This is a genomic window from Methylobacterium oryzae (assembly GCF_036441375.1).
In the GTDB taxonomy this organism is placed as follows: domain Bacteria; phylum Pseudomonadota; class Alphaproteobacteria; order Rhizobiales; family Beijerinckiaceae; genus Methylobacterium; species Methylobacterium oryzae_A.
Window position 1 is genome coordinate 1,290,072 of record NZ_MLCA01000001.1, and the last position, 18,394, is coordinate 1,308,465.

At 73.0% G+C, this 18,394-nt stretch carries 13 protein-coding genes; 10 read left to right on the plus strand and 3 right to left on the minus strand.

Going from position 1 to position 18,394, the window contains the following annotated elements; genetic code table 11:
- Positions 1-16: 16 nt before the first annotated feature.
- Complete coding sequence (locus MOTC310_RS06180) at positions 17-886, minus strand: polyprenyl synthetase family protein (protein WP_331301152.1); 870 nt, start codon at positions 884-886, stop codon at positions 17-19.
- An 82-nt stretch (positions 887-968) separates the two neighbouring features.
- Here MOTC310_RS06180 and crtD point away from each other — a divergent pair, with 82 nt between their 5' ends.
- Together crtD and MOTC310_RS06190 are read left to right on the plus strand one after the other, a co-directional pair.
- Positions 969-2,528, plus strand: a complete 1,560-nt coding sequence (crtD, locus tag MOTC310_RS06185) for a 1-hydroxycarotenoid 3,4-desaturase CrtD (protein WP_419539863.1) — start codon at positions 969-971, stop codon at positions 2,526-2,528.
- Positions 2,525-3,385, plus strand: coding sequence for a carotenoid 1,2-hydratase (locus MOTC310_RS06190; protein ID WP_331301153.1), 861 nt, complete (start codon positions 2,525-2,527; stop codon positions 3,383-3,385). Before crtD ends, MOTC310_RS06190 begins: the two co-directional genes overlap by 4 nt.
- Here MOTC310_RS06190 and MOTC310_RS06195 read toward each other — a convergent pair.
- A complete protein-coding gene (locus MOTC310_RS06195; protein ID WP_331301154.1) occupies positions 3,345-4,679 on the minus strand; it encodes a glycosyltransferase family 87 protein in 1,335 nt (444 codons plus the stop codon). The genes MOTC310_RS06190 and MOTC310_RS06195 overlap by 41 nt on opposite strands.
- Positions 4,680-4,827: 148 nt before the next feature.
- Between MOTC310_RS06195 and MOTC310_RS06200 the strand changes: the two genes are divergently transcribed.
- The 8 genes from MOTC310_RS06200 to MOTC310_RS06235 are packed head-to-tail and all read left to right on the plus strand — an operon-like array spanning position 4,828 to position 16,115.
- Entirely contained in the window at positions 4,828-6,078 is a 1,251-nt protein-coding gene (locus tag MOTC310_RS06200; protein WP_331301155.1) for a glycosyltransferase family protein, read from the plus strand.
- Positions 6,075-7,355 carry a glycosyltransferase family 4 protein gene (locus MOTC310_RS06205; protein WP_331301156.1) on the plus strand — a complete coding sequence of 427 codons (1,281 nt, stop codon included), beginning with the start codon at positions 6,075-6,077 and terminating at the stop codon, positions 7,353-7,355. The genes MOTC310_RS06200 and MOTC310_RS06205 overlap by 4 nt, the downstream gene beginning before the upstream one ends.
- Entirely contained in the window at positions 7,343-9,274 is a 1,932-nt protein-coding gene (locus MOTC310_RS06210) for a glycosyltransferase (RefSeq protein ID WP_331301157.1), read from the plus strand. Before MOTC310_RS06205 ends, MOTC310_RS06210 begins: the two co-directional genes overlap by 13 nt.
- Complete coding sequence (locus tag MOTC310_RS06215; RefSeq protein ID WP_331301158.1) at positions 9,271-11,112, plus strand: ABC transporter ATP-binding protein; 1,842 nt, start codon at positions 9,271-9,273, stop codon at positions 11,110-11,112. The genes MOTC310_RS06210 and MOTC310_RS06215 overlap by 4 nt, the downstream gene beginning before the upstream one ends.
- Complete coding sequence (locus tag MOTC310_RS06220) at positions 11,112-11,978, plus strand: hypothetical protein (protein WP_331290600.1); 867 nt, start codon at positions 11,112-11,114, stop codon at positions 11,976-11,978. Before MOTC310_RS06215 ends, MOTC310_RS06220 begins: the two co-directional genes overlap by 1 nt.
- Complete coding sequence (locus MOTC310_RS06225) at positions 11,975-13,942, plus strand: ABC transporter substrate-binding protein (protein WP_331301159.1); 1,968 nt, start codon at positions 11,975-11,977, stop codon at positions 13,940-13,942. The genes MOTC310_RS06220 and MOTC310_RS06225 overlap by 4 nt, the downstream gene beginning before the upstream one ends.
- On the plus strand, positions 13,939-14,955 hold the full coding sequence (locus MOTC310_RS06230) for an ABC transporter permease (RefSeq protein ID WP_331301160.1): 1,017 nt from the start codon (positions 13,939-13,941) through the stop codon (positions 14,953-14,955). Before MOTC310_RS06225 ends, MOTC310_RS06230 begins: the two co-directional genes overlap by 4 nt.
- 11 nt (positions 14,956-14,966) lie before the next feature.
- Entirely contained in the window at positions 14,967-16,115 is a 1,149-nt protein-coding gene (locus MOTC310_RS06235) for an ABC transporter permease (protein ID WP_331301468.1), read from the plus strand.
- Between the two features lie 40 nt (positions 16,116-16,155).
- On the opposite strand, the gene MOTC310_RS06240 is transcribed toward MOTC310_RS06235, so the two are convergent.
- Positions 16,156-18,372 carry a sensor histidine kinase gene (locus MOTC310_RS06240; RefSeq protein ID WP_331290603.1) on the minus strand — a complete coding sequence of 739 codons (2,217 nt, stop codon included), beginning with the start codon at positions 18,370-18,372 and terminating at the stop codon, positions 16,156-16,158.
- Between the last annotated feature and the right edge of the window lie 22 nt (positions 18,373-18,394).

The window sequence follows — 18,394 nt, forward strand, 5'->3', positions numbered from 1 at the left end:
CGGAGCGATCCGGCGCTCAGGCCACCACCGCCCGCAGGCTCGCGGGCAGGAACAGCCGCGCCTGCGCCTCGATCTCGGCGGTGAGCGCGACCGCGCCCGGGCAGGCCGGAACCGCCGCGATCGCCTCGCGGGTCAGCCGCGAGAGACGCTCCATCGCCCCGCCCGTCCCCAGGAGCGCGGCGGCGTTGGGGCGTCCCAGCGTGGCGTCGCGGCCGGCGGGTTTGCCGATCTCCTCCTGTCGGCAGGCAACGTCGCGCAGGTCGTCGGCCACCTGATAAGCCTCGCCCAGGCACTCGCCGAGGCGGCGCCAGGCCTCCGGCTCGGCGCCCGCGGCGGCGGCACCGGCGACGGTGGCGGCGGCGAACAGGGCGCCCGTCTTCGCCTGCTGATAGTCGCTGAGGCTGATATGAACCTCCGATTCCCAGGCCTGCCCCGCCGCGATGCCGGACGGGGACCCGGCGGCGCGGCCGAGGAGCCCGACGAGGCGGCCGAGACGCGCCGGGTGATGCCCGGCGGACCGCGCGAGGGTCTCGAAAGCGAGGACGATCAGGGCGTCGCCGGTCAGGACGGCGATCGGCTCACCGAATGCGACGTGGACGGAGGGTTTCTGCCGCCGCATCGGCGCGTCGTCGAAGCACGGCAGGTCGTCGTGGACCAGCGAGGCGCAGTGCAGGAGCTCGATGGCGGCGGCGGCCGCGACGGATCCCGCCGGGTCGTCGTCCCCGCAGGCCCGGGCCACCGAGAGGCAGAGGCGGGGCCGGATCCGGTGGCCGCCGGGAAACACCGCGTAGCGGAGGGCCTCCGCCAGAAGGGGCGGCGCGCCCGGCGCCTCCGCGTGCGCGACGGCGCGATCCAGCGCCATCTCGATCCGCCGACCGGACTCCATCGCGTTGCCTCCCGTGTTGTATGCGGTTGTCAGCAACAAGTGTCATTTCTTATTGACACTTTGCGGAGGGGAGATCAATCCCGTGTTGGGGGAGTTCGGAGCGGCCGTGGCGCAGGAGCGCGTCGTCGTGATCGGAGCCGGGATCGGTGGCCTCGCCGCCGCCCTGCGGCTCGCCCATGCCGGCCTCGACACCACCGTCCTCGAGCGAGCGCCGCATCCCGGTGGGAAGATGCGCGCTGTTCCGGTCGGCGACCGCGCCGTCGAGGCCGGACCGACGGTCTTCACGATGCGCTGGGTCTTCGAGGAGCTGTTCGCCGAGTGCGGCGCCGAGCTCGGCGACCGGGTCGCCCTGGCACCGGCGCGGCTCCTCGCCCGCCACGCCTGGAGCCGGGACGAGCGTCTCGACCTTTTCGCCGATATCGACGCCTCGGCGGACGCGATCGCGGCCTTCGCGGGACCGCGCGAGGCGGACGGCTACCGCCGCTTCTGCGCCCGGTCGGCCGAGGTGTACCGCACCCTAGAAGGACCCTTCATCCGCGAGGGCCGGACGGGTCCCGCCGGCCTCGCGCAGCGGGTCGGGCTTTCGGGCCTCGGCGACCTGTGGCGGATCCAGCCCTTCACGACGCTGTGGTCGGCGCTGGGCGCGTATTTCCGCGACCCGCGGCTGCTCCAGCTGTTCGGCCGCTACGCCACCTATTGCGGCGCCTCGCCCTTCACCGCGCCGGCGACGCTGATGCTCGTCGCCCACGTGGAGCAGGCCGGCGTCTGGACCGTCGCCGGCGGGCTCAGCGGTCTCGCGCGGGCGGTGGCCGACCTGGCCGCCGAGCGGGGCGCGACCTTCCGGTACGACGCCGAGGTCGCGCGGATCCTCGTCGAAGGCGGACGCGTCGTCGGCGTGCGCCTCGCCGATGGCACGAGCGTGCCCGCCGACCGCGTCGTCTGCAACGCGGATTGCGCCGCCCTGGGCGCGGGTCTGCTCGGGCCAGAGGCCGGCGCCGCCGGCGAGCGGCTCGCGCCCGGCGAGCGCTCGCTCTCCGCCGTCACGGTCTGCGCGGAGGCGGTACCCGCGGGTTTCCCGCTGGCGCACCACACGGTCTTCTTCTCGCGGGATTACCGCGCCGAGTTCGACGCGCTCCTGCGCGCCCGTCGCCTGCCCGACGACCCGACGGTCTACGTCTGTGCCCAGGACCGGGACGCGGCGGGTGCCGCGCCGCGGGGGCCGGAACGTCTGCTCCTGCTCGTCAACGCTCCGGCCGATGGCCGGGACCGACCGCTCACCCCGCCGGAGACCGAGAGATGCGAGAGGAACTTGATCCGTCGGCTGGAGGCCTGCGGGCTCACCCTGGACTTCGCGTCGTCGGCGGTGACGACGACGCCGCGGGATTTCGACGGACTCTTCCCCGGGACGGGCGGGGCCCTCTACGGGCGGGCGGCGCAGGGCTGGGCGACGACCTTCAAGCGCGCGGGCGCGCGGACGGCGCTGCCGGGTCTCTACCTGGCGGGAGGCTCGATCCATCCCGGCCCGGGCGTGCCGATGGCGGCGCAGTCGGGACGGCTGGCAGCGGCAGCGATCCTGGACGACCGCGCTTCGACGGCGCGGTCGCGCGGGGCGGCTACGCGTGGTGGTACGTCGATGCGGTGAGCGACGACGGCCGCCAGGGCCTCACGATCATCGCCTTCATCGGCAGCGTTTTCTCGCCCTACTACGCCTGGAGCGCCGAGAAGGACCCCTTCGCCCACTGCGCCATGAACGTGGTGCTCTACGGCGACCGCGGCCGCTTCGCCATGACCGAGCGCCGCGCCGCCAGCCTGTCGCGGAGCGCCGACCACATCGCCGTGGGGCCCAGCGCCATGCACTGGGACGGCACGGCGCTGACGGTGCGGATCGACGAGCGCGGCGCCCCCCTGCCCCGCCGGATCCGCGGCACGGTGCGCCTCGAGCCGCGCGGGTTCACGGCGGGTCCGTTCCATCTCGACCGGGCCGGCCGCCATCGCTGGTGGCCGATGTCGCCGTCCTCGCGGGTCGAGGTGGACTTCGACCAGCCGGACCTCCGCTGGCGCGGCAGCGGCTACTTCGACACCAACGACGGCGACGAACCTCTGGAGGCCGCCTTCTCGCGCTGGACGTGGTGCCGGGCCGATCTGCCGGACGGCGCGGCGATCCTGTACGACGTCCATCACCGCGACGGCGGCGGCCAGAACCTGTCGCTCCGGTTCTCCGCCGACGGCAGCCGCCGCGAGATCCGGCCGCCGCCCGGCGCGGCGCTTCCGGCGACGCGCTTCTGGCGGATGCCGCGCGAGACACGCAGCGACGGCGGCCGGTCGCGGGTGCTGGCGACCTACGAGGACACGCCGTTCTACGCCCGCTCGCTGCTCGCCTCCACGCTGGGCGGCGAGCCGGTGCGGGCCATGCACGAGAGCCTGTCGCTCGACCGGTTCCGCAACCCGATGGTGCGGCTCATGCTGCCCTTCCGGATCCCGCGGCCGCTGGCCCAATGAGGACGGGCGTGTTGAGGGAGCCCGTCTCGGATCGGTGCCCGTCTGAGGCGACGCGCCACGGCCGGACGCGCCAGGCGATGCAGGCGAAGGTCGCGAGGCTCAGCACGAGGCCGAGGGGGAAGCCGGTCAGCCCCGCCGCCTCCCGGACGACCGCGAAGAGCGGCACGCTGCAGAGCAGGGCCCGCTCGTGCGGCCGCAAGCCGCCCGCCCGGTGCGCGGCGAGCGCCAGCAGGAGCGCCGCCGGTACGAGCGGCGCCAGATCGTAGACCGGGAGGTACGGCGACAGGAGCGGCGCTGAGACGAGGAGCGCGGCCGCGCGGAGCGCCGGGTCGGTGGGCCGGCACCAGGCGCGGCAGGCGAGGCCGAGCGCCAGCGTGGCAACGAGTCCCTGCGCCGTCCAGGCGGCGGCCATCGGGCCGCCGAGCAGGCGCACCGCGCCGAACGCGCTGGCGTTGAGGTCGAGGCCCGCCGCCGCGTTCCGGAGGATGATCCGGTTCGTGTCCCCGAGCGTGCCGAAGAAGCCGGTCCAGGGCGCCGACCCGAACAGCGCGAGCGACGCGAGACAGAGGGCCAGCACCGTCGACGCACAGGCGGCCAGGCATTCGCGCCGTCCCGTCACCAGGAGGAGCAGAGGGGCCAGGGCCGCGAAGTGCGGCTTGTAGGCGAGCAGGCCGAAACAGAGCCCGGCCAGCCACGGACGGCGATCGACGAGCACCGCGCCGAGGGTCAGCAGCGACGCGGTGAACAGGCCGTTCTGGCCGTAGGCGAGGTTGCAGAGCACCAGCGGGTGCGCGAGCGCGACGAAAGCCACATCCGCCCGGCCGGCCGCCAGCCGCATCGCGAGCCCGACCAGGGCGAGGGAGAGCGCGGTCCAGAGCAGGAAGGCCGGCTGCAAGTCCAGCAGCGCCGTGGCGGCTGCCGGCAGTAGGATCACCGGCGGATAGTGCCAAGCGAATCGGCACTCCTGCCCGCAGGCCGCCTTCAGGTTCGCCAAGTGCGCCGGTAGGTTGTAGGGCTCCGCTCCGCGCCCCTCCAGCGCCGAACGGCCCGCCACCCAGATCTGGACGAAGTCGTTCCCGAGGGGGTCGCCGTACCAGTTACGCCGCGGCTCCGGGCCGGTCCCGTAGACCAGAAGAACCATCGCCAGCCCGAACGGGACCAGCGCCCGGGCGGCCCGCTTGGCGAACGCGAACAGGCGGGCATCGCTGCTCAGGAGATTCGTGAGATCTGCCCAGGGCGCGGCGGCGCGTGCTGTCGGTGAGCCGGGCGCGCGGGTCGCGAGGGGCGCAGGCATGACGAGAGATTTCCGCGTCCGGATTCCGCGACAGCCTAGGCGCGCGCGGTTCCGGGCCCGTTAACAGCGGTGTTTGCGACCCGGCCCCGCTTGTGCAAGAGGGCGGCGGCTGCGATCCTCGCGCCGTCAAACCGGGGCGATCACATCGATGCGACTGGACGAGGCGTCATCGGCCCCGCGCGTCCTGATCTACAGCCACGATACCTTCGGGCTCGGGCATCTGCGCCGCTCGCGGGCGATCGCCAACGCGATCGTGGCGTGCAACAGGGGCGCCCGGGCGATGATCGTCTCGGGCTCGCCGGTGGTCGACCGCTTCGCCTTCGCGCCGGGCGTCCGGACGGTCCGGCTGCCGCCGGTGACCAAGTTCGCCGACGGCGGCTATGCGAGCCTGGACGGCGCGACTCCGCTGGCGCGCACCGTCGAGCAGCGCTCGGCGATCATCGCCCAGGCGTGCATCGCCTTTCGCCCCGACCTGCTCATCGTCGACAAGGAGCCGGCCGGGTTCCACGGCGAGCTGCTGCCGGTTCTGGAGCACGCCGCCGAACGCGACATCCGCCTCGTCCTCGGCCTGCGCGACGTCCTCGACGACGCCGACCGCCTCGTTCCCGAATGGGAACGCAAGGGCGCGGCCGAGACGATGGCGCGGTTCTACGACGAGATCTGGGTCTACGGGCTGAGCCGCATCCACGAGCCCCTCGCGGCGCTGCCGATGGAGCCCGAGATGGCCGCCCGCATCGACGCGCGCCTGATCTACACCGGCTATCTCCGCCGGGACCTCCCGCGGCCCCGCGCCGGCCGCGAGGAGCCGGCCATCGCCGGCGGCCCCTTCATCCTGGTGACGCCGGGCGGCGGCGGCGACGGGGCCGCCCTGATCGACTGGGTCATCGCCGCCTACGAGACCGATCCGGCGATCCCCCTGCCGGCGCTCATCGCCTTCGGTCCCTTCCTCGATGCCGGGACCCGCGACGGGTTCGCGGCGCGCATCCGCCGACTCGCCGACCGAATCGCGGCCATCACCTTCGACAGCGAGATCGAGTTCCTGATGCACAAGGCCGCCGGCGTCGTCGCCATGGGGGGCTACAACACCTTCTGCGAGATCCTGTCCTTCGACCGCCGGGCGATCCTCGTGCCGCGGACCGAGCCGCGGCGGGAGCAGGCGATCCGGGCGCTCGCGGCCGAGCGGCTCGGCCTCGCGCGGGTGTTGATGGAGGCGGAGGGCCGGGCGCCCGAGCGGATGGCGGCGGCGCTCCGCGGCCTGCCGGAGCAGGACCCGCCGTCGCGGGTGCTGGTTCCGGGCCTGCTCGACGGGCTCGACGCGGTGGCGCGCCGCGTCCGGGCGCTGACCGTCCGCGGCGGCGCGGACGTCGCGGCACGCCCGTACCTGCAGGCCTATTCGTGAGCGCCAAGCGGGTCGCCGTGGTGCTGAAGGGCTACCCGCGGCTCTCCGAGACCTTCATCGCGCAGGAATTGCTGGCGCTGGAACGGCGGGGCCTCGCCCTGGAGATCTGGTCGCTGCGGCGCCCGACCGACCGGGCGCGCCATCCGATGCACGCGCAGATCCGCGCGGACGCCGCCTACCTGCCCGAATACCTGCGCGACGCGCCGCTGCGCGTGCTCCGCGGCATCGGCGCGGCGCTCCGGCGGCCGAACCTGCCCGCGCTCCTGGCGCTGTTCGCCCGCGACCTCCGGCGCGACCCGACGGCGTCGCGGCTGCGGCGCCTCGGGCAGGCGCTGGTCCTTGCCCGGGAATTGCCGTCCGAGGTCGTCCATCTCCACGTGCATTTCCTGCACACGCCCGCCAGCGTCGCCCGCTACGCCGCGCTCCTGACCGGGCGCCGGTGGAGCTTCTCGGCGCACGCCAAGGACATCTGGACCACGCCCGACTGGGAGCTGACCGAGAAGCTGCGGGACGCCGAGTGGGGCGTGACCTGCACCCGCGACGGGCTCGCCCGCCTGAACGCCCTCGCCCCGGGCCGGACGCTGCTCGCCTATCACGGGCTCGACCGCGCGCGCTTTCCCGCTCCGCCGCCGCCGCGCGAGCCGCGCGACGGGACGGATCCGGGCCGCCCCCTCCGGCTCCTCTGCGTCGGCCGGCTCGTCGCCAAGAAGGGGCACGACGACCTGATCGACGCCCTCGCCGCCCTGCCCCCGGACCTGCATTGGCAGCTCGACCTGATCGGCGGCGGCGAGCTGCGCGCCGCCCTGGAGGCCCGGGCCGCTGCCAGCGGCCTCGCGGCGCGGGTCCGTTTCCGCGGCGCCCTCGCGCAGCCCGCGGTGGTCGAGGCCATGCGCGCGGCCGACCTCTTCGTCCTGCCGACGAAGCCCGCCCCCGGCGGCGACCGCGACGGGCTTCCGAACGTGCTGATGGAGGCCGCGAGTCAGGCACTCCCGATCCTGGCGACGGCGTTCGCCGGCACCCCGGAATTCATCACCGACGGTGTCCACGGCGTCCTGGTCCCGCCCGGCGAGTCGGCGGCGCTGGCCGCGGCTCTCACCCGTCTCGCGGGCGATCCGAGCTGCCGTCAGCGGCTCGGCGCGGCGGCTCTGGCCCGGCTCGTGCAGGACTTCTCCGAGGAAGCGGCGATCACGCTGATCGCCGGCCGGCTGCGCGCCTCCGCGGGTCTTCCGCAGGGCGCGGCCGCCCACGAACCGGGGCTGTCCGCGTGCGCGTCCTGATCGCGGTCACACATCTGCTCGGCGCGGGACATCTCACGCGTGCGGCCGCCATTGCCCGCGCCTTCGCGGCGGCGGGCCACGAGACGGTGCTGGTTTCGGGCGGCGTCCCGGCGCCGATGGTCCGCCAGGACGGCCTGCGCCTCGCGCAGCTGCCGCCGCTGCGGATCGCCGGTACGGATTTCTCGACGCTGCTGGATCCCGATGGCCGCCCGGCCGGACCGGCGCTGCTCGAAAGCCGCAGCGCGCGCATGGTCGAGGCTGTCACGGCCCTCGAGCCGGACGCCGTCGTCACCGAGCTGTTCCCGTTCGGTCGGCGCGCCCTGGCACCTGAGTTCCTCGCCCTGGTGGGCGCGGCCCGCGCACGGCGGCCGCGGCCGCTCGTCCTCGCCTCGGTCCGCGACGTCCTCGTGGCCTCGACGAAGCCGGAGCGCATCGCCGAGGCGCACGCGCGGGTCGCGGACCTCTACGACGCCGTGCTGGTGCACGGCGATCCGGCCGTCATCCCCCTCGACGCCTCGTGGCCCCTCGACGCGGCGACCGCCGCGAAGGTCCGCTACACCGGCTACGTGGACGAGGGCAGCGCGCCCGCGCCGGCTTCGCACCGCGCCGGCGTGGTGGTCGCCGCCGGCTCCGGGCCGGCGGGGCTGGTCCTGCTGCGCCAGCGGCCGGATCTCGGCTGGCGGATCCTGGCCGGCCACGGCGTGCCCGAGGCCGCGCTGTCCGAGATCGGTGTCGGTCTGGCCCCCGGCATCCTCGGTCGCGCCCGGCCCGACTATCGCGCCCTGCTGGCCGGCGCCGCCCTCTCGGTCAGCCAGTGCGGCTACAACACGGCCGTCGATCTCCTCGCCACCGGGACGCGCGCCGTGCTGGTGCCCTTCGAGGCCGGCGGCGAGACCGAGCAGCGCCTGCGCGCCGAGCGCTTGGCCGCCCGCGGCCTCGCCCGCGTGCTGCCGGAAGCGGCGCTGACCCCTGAGACCCTGGTGTGGGCTATCGAGGCCCAGTGCGCCCTCCCGGCGCCCGGCATCCACAGGATCGATCTCGACGGTGCCGCGCGCACGGTCGCGCTGGTCGAGGCTCTGCACGAGGGCGAGCGAGGGCGGCGCGCCGCGGTCCCGCCGCCAAATCCGGGCCTCGACGCGGTTCACCGCGCCCTCGATTCCGTCGCGTCGCGCGGCCTGCGCGTTCCGCTGTTCTGGCGCGACGACGACGCGGTCGCGGGCGATCCGGACCTCGACCGCCTCATCGGTCTCGCCGAGCACCACGGCGTCCCGCTGCTCCTCGCCGCGATCCCGGCCGGCATCGACGCCTCGCTGCCGCGGCGGCTCGAAGCGGCTGCCGGTGTATTCGTCGCCGTCCACGGCCTCGCCCACCACAACCACGCCCCGCCGGGCGAGAAGCGGGCCGAGTTCGGCGCGCACCGCCCTCTCGACACCCTGGTCGCCGACGCCGCTGCCGGCCTCCGGATCGCCCGGCAGCGTCTGCCGGAAGGCTCGCTGCTGCCTGTCTTCGTTCCGCCGTGGAACCGCGTCGCGCCGGAACTCGCCGCCGCCCTGTCGGATCTCGGCTATCGCGGCCTCTCGGCCGTGCCCGGCCCGTCGATCCCGGTTTTGCGCCGGCTCGATGCCACCCTCGATCCGATCGATTGGCGGGGCAGCCGGTCCCTGCGCGATCCGGAAGCCCTGCTGCGCGGCCTCGCCGCCGACATCGCGGGCGCGCCGGAGCGGCCGCTCGGCCTGCTGACGCACCACCGCGTCCACGACGGGGCCGTCTGGGACTTCGTCGGCGCGCTGGTGGCCAACCTCCTGCGGCATCCGGCGATACAGGTCCTGGATCTTCGGGAGCACTTCGGCGCGCCCGCGATGGACATGGCGCCGACGGCATCTAAGTCTCAGGTCTCACAGATCGCGAGGACGGGTTGAGCCCGCTATTGTCCATTCGCGACCTCGCGGTCGCGTTCCGCACCGAGAGCGGTCCGTTCGAGGCGCTGCACGGCCTGTCCCTCGACGTTCACCGCGGCCGAACCCTCGCCCTCGTCGGCGAGTCCGGTTCGGGCAAGTCGGTGACCGCCCAGGCAATCCTGCGGATCCTGCCCCCCGCCGCCGCCATCAGCCGCGGCCAGATCCTGTTCCGGGAGGGCGAAGTCGAGGTCGACATCGCGCGGCTGGCCGTCGAGGGCGAGGCGATGCGGGCGATCCGCGGCCAGCGCATCGCCATGATCTTCCAGGAGCCGATGACCTGCCTGTCGCCCCTCCACACGGTGGGCGACCAGATCGGAGAGGCGCTTCGGATCCATACCGGGGCGGACCGCAAGGAGGCGAATGACCGGACCGAGGCGGCGCTGGCGCGGGTCGGCTTCCCCGACCCGCACCGCGCCCTGCGGACCTACCCGTTCGAGCTGTCCGGAGGCCTGCGCCAGCGCGCCATGATCGCCATGGCGCTGATCTTGAAACCGGCACTTCTGGTCGCCGACGAGCCGACCACCGCCCTCGACGTCACGACGCAGGCCCAGATCCTCGCCCTGCTGGCCCGGCTCCAGGAGGAGACCGGGATGGCGATCCTGCTGATCACGCACGATCTGGGCGTGGTCGCCAACATCGCCCACGACGTCGCCGTGCTCTACCGCGGCCGCCTCGTCGAGGCGGGGCCGCGCGACACGGTGATGCGCGCCCCGGGCCATGCCTATCTCCGCGCACTCCTCCACGCGGTGCCGCGCTTCGACATGGCGCCCGGCGAGCGGCTGACGCCGATCCGCCCGGCCAAGGCCGAGATCCCGCCCGGCCAGCGTCCCGCGCCGTTGGCGGGGCCGCTCCTGCAGGTGGAGGGGGTGAGCAAGAGCTTCACCCTGCGCGCCGGTCGGATGTGGCAGAAGCCGCGGATCGTCCGCGCCGTGTCCGACGTCTCCCTGAGCCTCGCGGCGGGACAGACGCTGGGTCTCGTCGGCGAGTCCGGGTCGGGCAAGACCACCGTCTCGAAGATGATCATGCGGGCGCTCAAGCCGGATTCCGGGCGGATCCTGTTCGACGACGGCAGCGGGCCGCGGGACGTCCACACCCTGGGCGGCGACGCCCTCTTCGCCTATCGCCGCACGGTCCAGTTCGTGTTCCAGGATCCCTACGCGTCCCTCGATCCGCGCATGACGGTTCGGCAGATCCTGTCGGAGCCGATGGAGATCCACGGTGTTCCCGCGGCCGAGCGCCGGGAGCGCTGCCGCGCCCTGATGGCGATGGTCGGCCTGGAGCCCAGCGGTCTCGGCCGTTACCCGCACGCCTTCTCGGGCGGCCAGCGGCAGCGCATCGGTATCGCCCGGGCCCTCGCCCCGAGGCCGCGGCTGCTGGTGCTCGACGAGCCCGTCTCGGCCCTCGACGTCTCGGTCCAGGCGCAGATCCTGAACCTGCTCAAGGATCTGCAGGCCGCCCTGGGCCTCTCCTACCTCATCGTTTCCCACAATCTGGCAGTGATCGACTACATGGCGGACACGATCAGCGTGATGTGCCGGGGCCGCATCGTAGAGGAGGCGCCGCGCGCGGCCCTGTTCCGTCGCCCGGTCCATCCCTACACGCGGGCGCTCCTCGCCGCCGTGCCGGATCCCAGCCTCGACCATCCCCTGGATTTCGCCGCGGTGGCAGGGGACCGGAACGACCCGACGCGCTGGGAGGAGCCCTTCCGCTTGGCTCCCGACGAGGCGGGCGCGATGCGCGCGGTCGAGACCGGGCACCGGGTGCGCTTCGGCGCCACTTACCGGGCGGAGGCCGCGTGATGCAGGCCCGGCCGCCCGTGATGCTGGAGCGCCTGCGCCGCAAGGTGCTGTCGCCGCTCTTCGACCGCCTGGGTTACGACCTCGTCCCGGCCGCGCCCGACTGGAGCCACAGGCCGACCTCGCCGCGCGAAGTGGCGACCCTGCTCGAATCCGCCGCCGCCATCCTGGAACGCGATCTCGCCGCCGCCGGTCTCGACCCCGACGGCGACGTGCTCGAGCAGGTCCGCGAATTCTGGGCGCTGATTCCCACCGCACCCGTCCGGCAGCGGCGCGGCGGCAGCGGCTTCAACGGCGCGTTGCAGCTCTACGTCGCGATGCGGGCGCTGAGGCCCGACTTCGTGATCGAGTCGGGCGTGTTCCGCGGGCTCACGACCTGGGTGATCCGGCAGGCCCGCCCGCAGGCGCAGATCTTCTGCCACGATCCGGACCTGTCGGGCCTCCAGTACCGCGACCGGCAGGCGCGCTACAGCACCGCCGACTGGTCAGGGGCCGACTGGTCCATGCTCGATCCGGCGCGGACCGTGGCGTTCTTCGACGACCACGTCGCCCAGGGCCGGCGGGTCGTGGAGGCGCGGGCCCGCGGGCTGACCCGGCTGCTCTTCGACGACGACGCGGCCGGGCACCGGATCCACGCCCATGGCGGACCCGCGCACCCGACCATCGCGATGATCACCGGCCCCGAGCGCAGCCCGGAACCGATCCGGTGGACCCGCAACGGCCGCCACTTCGAGCAGCCGGCCGACGACGCCCTGATGCGGCAGGCCGCCGGGCTCATCGCGCGGTCCCACGCGTTCGACGACCTGCACCGGGCGACCGGATACTCGCCGGCGCGGCTCACCTCCGTGACATTGCGGGGCGGTTCATGAGCGCCTGGGACACCGGCGACGACGGTCCGACCACGCCCCGGCCGAGGGTCGGACGAGACGGCGTCGTCTCCCGCCGCGCCCTCCTCGCCGGGCTCGGCGCCTCCCTGATCTGGTCGCGCGCGCCGTCGCAGGCCCTCGCCGAAACGCCGCCGACAGACGCGCCCGGACCGCCGACCGTTCCGTACCTCGCCGATCTCGCCGCCCAAGGACGGCGCCTCGGCAGCGCTGGCGGCACGATCCGGACCCTGATCGCCAAGGCGCGGGACGTCCGCTACCTGTCGGTCTACGGCTACACCCGCCTCGTCGGCTACGACGCCGACCTTAACCTGCGGCCCGACGTGCTGGAGCGCGTGGACGTCGAGGGCGGGCGCTTCACCTTCACGCTCCGCCAGGGCCACCGCTGGTCGGACGGGCACCCGTTCACCGCGGAGGATTTCCGCTACTACTGGGAGGATGTCGCCAACGAGAAGGCGCTGAGCCCAGACGGGCCGCCGGCCTTCTTCCGGGTCGACGGCAAGCTGCCGAAGGTGGAATTCCTGGATCCGGTCACCGTCCGTTACAGCTGGGACCGGCCGAACCCGATGTTCCTGCCGGCCCTGGCCGCGCCGCGCGACCCGCTGATCTACCGCCCATCGCACTATCTGAAGCCGTATCACGCCCGCTACATCGGGAAGGACGCGGCCGACGCGAAGGCCAAGGCCCTCAAGCTCCGCAGCTGGGCGGCCCTGCACAACCGTCTCGACGACAATTACGAGCTCAACAACCCGGATTGTCCGACCCTGCAGGGCTGGGTGCCGCGGACCCGCTCGCCGGCGACCCGGTTCCGATTCGAGCGCAACCGCAGCTATCACCGGGTCGACACGGCCGGCACGCAGCTGCCCTACGTCGACGCCATCGTGATGGACGTGGCCTCGCAGGGCCTCCTGGTCGCCAAGACCAACGCCGGCGAGGCGGACCTGATGTTCCGCGGCCTGATGATGCCCGACATCCCGAGCCTCAAGGAGGGTGAGGCCGCGCATCGCTACCGGACCAACCTGTGGCCCGTGGCCCGCGGCTCCGAGATCGCGCTCTACCCCAATCTCACCACGACGGATCCGGCGTGGCGGCAGCTCAACCGCGACGCGCGCTACCGGCACGCCCTGTCCCTCGCCATCGATCGGCGGACCCTGAACAACACGCTCCTGTTCGGCCTGGGCACGGAGGGTAACGACACGATCGTCTCGGAGAGCGCGCTGTTCGAGCCGGAGATGCGGACCCTGAACGCCGCCTACGACCCGGCCCAGGCCTCCAGGCTGCTGGACGAGGTCGGACTCACGGCCCGCGACGGGTCCGGCACCCGGCTGCTGCCCGGCGGCCGCGCGCTGGAGTTGGTGGTGGAGAGCGACGGCGAGGCCGAGATGGTCCTCGACGCGCTGCTGCTCATCACGGAGTTCTGGCGCGAGGTCGGGATCCGCCTGATCACCAAGCCGCAGGAGCGCACCAACCTGCACCGCCGGTCCATCGCGGGCGTGACGGTCATGGTCGCCGCACAGGGCCTCGACCTCGCCGTCCCGACCGCCATCATGCCGCCGACGGAGCTGAGCCCGGCCCAGCCCGAGCACTATTCCTGGCCGCTGTGGAGCATGAACGTCGAGAGCCGCGGCAAGAGCGGCGAGCCCTGCGACATCCCGGAAGTCCAGCGCCTCCTCGACCTCGACCGGCAGTGGCGCGACACCGGCGATGCCGGCAGGCAGGCCGCGATCTGGCGCGAGATGCTGATGAACCACGCGCGCAACACCTGGGTGATCGGCACGGTGGCGGGCGCGCTCCAGCCGGTGGTCGGCGCGGATCGCCTGGTCAATCTGCCGAAGCGTGCCCTGTACTCCTGGGAGCCAACCGCGATGATCGGCGTGCAGCGCCTCGACGAGCTGTTCTGGGACAAGGGTGCCGATGTCGGCACCGACAAGCGCGCGGAGGCCCGGTGATCGCCCAGATCCTCCGCCGCGTCGTCACCATGGCGGTGACGCTGCTGGTCATCTCGGCGCTCGTCTTCGTGATCATCAAGCTGCCGCCGGGCGACTACCTCACCAACCGGATCATGGAGCTGCGGGCCCCCGGCGACGCGAGTTCCGTGGCGAAGGCCGAGCTGCTCATCCAGCAATACGGGCTCGACCGGCCGATCTGGCAGCAATACCTGATGTGGATCGGCGTCTTGCCCGGGACGGTCGGGTTCTCCGGCCTGCTCCAGGGCGATTGGGGCTGGTCGTTCGAGTACGACAAGCCGGTGGCGGACGTCGTCGGCGACGCCCTGTGGCTCACCTTGCTGATCAACCTGACGGCGGTCGTGTTCGTCCATCTCGTCGCGATTCCGGCGGCGATCTACTCCGCGACGCACCGGAACACGTTCGGCGACGCCGTCGTCACCCTGCTGGGCTATGTCGGTCTCGCGGTGCCGGGCTTCCTGCTGGCCCTGATCCTGCTGTTCTATGCCAACCGGTGGTTCGGGCTGTCGATCGGCGGCCTCTACGATTCGGCCCTGACCAACCAGCCCTGGACATGGGAGAAGGTCCGCTCGCTCCTGGCGCACCTGATCGTGCCGACTCTGGTGATCGGGCTCGGCGGGACCGCCGCCATGATCCGGCGCATGCGCGCCAACCTGCTGGACGAGCTGGCCAAGCCCTACACCGTCACCGCCCGCGCCAAGGGCCTGCCGCCCCTGCAGGCGCTGCTGAAATACCCGTTCCGGATGTCGCTGAACCCGTTCGTGGCGGATATCGGCAACCTGCTGCCGCACCTCGTCTCGGGGTCGGTACTGGTCTCCCTGGTGCTCAGCCTGCCGACCGTCGGGCCGCTGCTCCTCGAAGCGCTGCGCAGCCAGGATCAGTTCATGGCCGGTTTCATCCTGATGTTCGTCGCGGCCTTGACCCTCGTCGGCATGCTGATCTCGGACCTGATCCTGGTCTGGCTCGATCCGCGCATCCGCATGGGCCTGCGATGACCCAGCCCGCGATGAACGACTCGTTCCCCGCATCCGGACATTTCGTCGATCCGGCGCCCTTCGAGCCGGAGGCCCGACCCGAGAGCCCGGTCGCCACGGCTTCCGCGTGGCGGCTGATCCTGCGCAAGTTCCTGCGCCACCGCCTGGCCGTGGCCTCGGCCCTGATCCTGCTCGCGCTCTACGCGACGGTGCCGTTCGTCGAGCAGCTCGCGCCCTACGGGCAGGCGCGCCGGAACGGCGATTTCCTCTACGCGCCGCCGCAGGGCGTCCACCTGTTCCACGAGGGCCGCTTCGTCGGGCCGTTCGTCTATCCCTACCGCGCCCATCTCGACCTCGACACGTTCCGCCGGGACTACAAGGTGGACGCGTCGGCCCCGCAGCCGCTGCGCTTCCTCTGCCGGGGCGACGGCTACGACTGGCTGGGGCTGATCCACACCGACCTGCACATCCTCTGCCCGCCGGAGAACGGCACGCTGTTCCTCCTCGGAACCGACAAGCTCGGACGCGACCTCTTCTCGCGCATGATCTACGGCGCGCGGATCTCCCTCACCATCGGCCTCGTCGGCGTGGCCATCTCGTTCGCGCTCGGGCTCTTCTTCGGCGGCATCGCGGGCTATTTCGGCGGCATCGTCGATGCCGGCGTGCAGCGCCTCATCGAGGTGGTCCGCTCGCTACCGGAGCTGCCGCTCTGGCTGGCCCTGTCGGCGGCGCTGCCGCCGAACTGGAGCCCGCTGCTGATCTTCTTCGGCATCACGGTGATCCTCGGGCTGCTCGACTGGCCGGGACTCGCGCGGGCGGTGCGCGGCAAGCTCCTGGCGCTGCGCGAGGAGGATTTCGTCCAGGCCGCCGAGCTGATGGGCGCCTCGCCCACCCGGGTGATCGGCCGCCACCTGATCCCGAACTTCATGAGCCACCTGATCGCCTCGGCGACCCTGTCGATCCCGACCATGATCCTCGGCGAGACCGCCCTGTCCTTCCTCGGCCTCGGCCTGCGACCGCCGGTGACCAGCTGGGGCGTGCTGCTCAACGAGGCGCAGAATCTCGCGGCGGTGCAGCTCTACCCTTGGCTGCTCCTCCCCGTCCTGCCCGTGCTGGTGACCGTGCTCGCCTTCAACTTCATGGGCGACGGTCTGCGCGACGCGGCCGATCCGTACCACTGATTGAGTTCGCCGCGCCGGGCAGGTCGCGCGACGGGCCGGCCTAGCCCGCGAGCGGCAGCGGCGCGATCCGCGTCGGGGCGGCGACGCCCTTGCGCTCGAGGAGGCCCGGCGGCGGGACCGGGGCATCGATGGTGCACACGACGCCGGTCGGCTCGTAGCTCAGCACGACCTCGCCGGCGAGCTCCCGGGCGAGGCTGCGCTCGATCAGGCGCGAGCCGAACCCAGTCCGCGTCGGCTTCTTCACCGGCGGGCCGCCGCGCTCGGACCAGCGGAGCGAGAGCAGCATCTCCTCCGCGCGCCGCACGGTCCACGAGATCTCGACCACGCCGCCCTCGGTCGAGAGCGCCCCGTACTTCACGGCGTTGGTGCCGAGCTCGTGCAGGGCCATGGCGATGGACAGCGCGAGCCGCGGCGGCAGGCGCAGGGCCGGTCCCGTAACCCGGAACCGCGAGGCCCGGCCGTCGCCGGCTTCCAGCGGCCGGATCGCGTCCGCCACGACGGCGGAGAGTTCGGCGCCCTCCCAGCTCTCCCGGGTGAGGACGTCGTGCACCCGCGCCAGGGCCAGGAGGCGCGCCTCGAAGGCGGCGCGCGCCGCGTCGGCCTCGGCGCCCTCCAACCCGCGCAGGGACTGGGCCGCGATCGACTGGACCGTCGCCAGGGTGTTCTTCACCCGGTGATTCAGTTCGTGGATCAGGAGCAGCAGGTGCTCCTCGGCGTTCTTCGTGTCGGTGATGTCGATGTTGCAGCCGGTGTAGCCCAGGAAGTTCTGGGCGTCGTCGAGCCGCGGCACGCCCTCGCACTGGAGCCAGCGCACCGCGCCCGTCCGGTCGATCACCCGCGCCTCGGTGCGGAACGGGATCCGGGCCTCGAACGCCTCGGTGAAGGCGGTCCGGAAGTTCCCCAGATCGTCGGGATGCACGATCTGGTGCCAGCCGTCGTCGTTGAACCGCGCGGCCGGCAGCCCGAACAGGTGCTCGAAATGGAGGTTGGCGAAGCTGACCGCGCCGGTCTCGTCGGTCATCCAGATCAGGGCCGGCGCCGAATCGGCCATGTGCCGGAAGCGCGCCTCGCTCTCGCTCAGGGCGCTCAGGCCGCGCTTGGTCTCGGCCAGAGCCCGGTCGCGCTCCTCCTCACGGGTGCGCAGCCGCAGCGAGGCCTCCGACAGCACGACGCCCAGCCGTTGGATCTCGTGCACCGGCGAGGAGACCCGCGGGATCGCCTCACCCCGGGCCAGGGCCGGCCCGGACGCGGCCAGCAACCGGAGGGGGCGCGAGACCCGCGACCAGAGGTTCACCGCCAACAGCGACGAGGTGGCGAGCACCAGCAGCCCGAAGCCGGCGAAGGCCCAGATCCAGCGCCGCACCCGCGCGTCGACCAGGGCCTGGGGGATGCTGGTCGCGACCATCCAGCCCGTGAGGCGCGAGCGCGCCTCGATCACCACCACCGGTTTGTGCTGGCGGTCCTGACCCTCCCAGACGCCGGGTGTCGCCGACTGCACCTGGCGGAGGCTGGCGAGGCGCTGCTTGCCGACCACCGCCTCGGGGTCCGGCAGCCGCGCCAGGACGATGCCGGACCGGTCGCTGATCCCGGTCGTCCAGCCGGGGACGACCTCCCGGGACAGGATACCCTGGAGGCGGGACAGGGGTACGGTGAAGCTCAGGATGTAGCCGACCTCGCCGTCGACCATCACCGGCACGCCGACCGCGTAGGTGGCCTCGCCGGGCATCGGGCCTGGCACGTAGCCGCTCACCATCGCGCGCTGGGTGCCGCGGGCCAGATCCTGATCGAAGGGCAGCGTCACGATCGGCATCGGCGCGCCGCGCGGCACGCCGGTATTCACCACCTCCTGGCCGTTGGGCCGGCGCAGGAGCACGTCCAGATCGATCGATTCGCGGACGAGGCGCGCCTGGGCGTCGAACGCCTCGAACTCGCCCTGCCGGATCCGCGGCGAGGTCGCCAGCGTCTGCAGCACCGACACGAGGCCGGCGGTGTCGCGGTCAAGGGAGAGCCCGATGCCGCGCACGTTCTCGCGGGCGTCCTGCTCGAACCGCGCCCGCTCGGCCGACGCGTAGCGCATCAGCAGGATGCTGGTGAACAGCAGGCCTGGACCGATCAGCGCGATCACCAGCGCGATCAGGTAGACCTGGGTCGAGAAGCCGTTGCGCCCGAAACGGTGGAGCCGCCGCGACAGCCAGGACCGGCGCGCGGGAATCACCGCGGGGACGCCCGCGCCCTCGGCTTGATGGTCCGGACTCAAGCGGGGTCCGTCCCCGGCCCGC

Coding starts and splice junctions, on each gene's coding strand:
- MOTC310_RS06220 (WP_331290600.1), top strand. CDS start 11,112: ATGCAGGCCCGGCCGCCCGTGATGCTGGAGCGCCTGCGCCGCAAGGTG.
- MOTC310_RS06180 (WP_331301152.1), bottom strand. CDS start 886: ATGGAGTCCGGTCGGCGGATCGAGATGGCGCTGGATCGCGCCGTCGCG.
- MOTC310_RS06195 (WP_331301154.1), bottom strand. CDS start 4,679: ATGCCTGCGCCCCTCGCGACCCGCGCGCCCGGCTCACCGACAGCACGC.
- MOTC310_RS06235 (WP_331301468.1), top strand. CDS start 14,967: ATGAACGACTCGTTCCCCGCATCCGGACATTTCGTCGATCCGGCGCCC.
- MOTC310_RS06225 (WP_331301159.1), top strand. CDS start 11,975: ATGAGCGCCTGGGACACCGGCGACGACGGTCCGACCACGCCCCGGCCG.
- MOTC310_RS06200 (WP_331301155.1), top strand. CDS start 4,828: ATGCGACTGGACGAGGCGTCATCGGCCCCGCGCGTCCTGATCTACAGC.